The sequence below is a fragment of the Streptomyces doebereineriae genome, assembly GCF_031845645.1.
GTDB lineage: Bacteria > Actinomycetota > Actinomycetes > Streptomycetales > Streptomycetaceae > Streptomyces > Streptomyces canus.
Genome location: NZ_JAVREZ010000574.1, coordinates 1 through 391 on the forward strand (window position 1 = coordinate 1; position 391 = coordinate 391).

1 protein-coding gene is annotated in these 391 nt (G+C 64.2%); it reads left to right on the forward strand.

The annotated features are described in order from the left end of the window. Window positions 1-136: 136 nt before the first annotated feature. On the forward strand, window positions 137-391 hold a 255-nt coding region (locus tag RNB18_RS53320), incomplete at its 3' end, for a hypothetical protein (RefSeq protein WP_311721219.1).

Sequence of the window (391 nt, forward strand, 5' to 3'; positions counted from 1 at the left end):
GGCGTGGGTCGCGCACGCCACCGACGACATGTCGGTGGAGGAGATGGCCGCCTTGATGAAATCCCCACTGGCAAAGAAGTTCTTCGGCACGGACGGCCCACCCACCGAGATCCCGACGTCGGCACCCAGCCACATCGTGGCCGTGCGAACCCAGGACGCCAAGCTCGGCATGTACACGTACTGGAAGCCCGGCAGCATGGACATCGACACCTCACGGCCCATCCAGCACGAGTTGTACGACTATGCAACCGATTCCGGCATTCACGAACTCGACAACCAAGCCGGCCGCAGTGCCAAGCAGGCCGACTTGCAGGCACTTCTCGACCACGAGGTGCTGCCCGAACTGCGGGCCCCGCTGCCCGAGTTTCTCGATGAGGCACAGGAGCAGGGG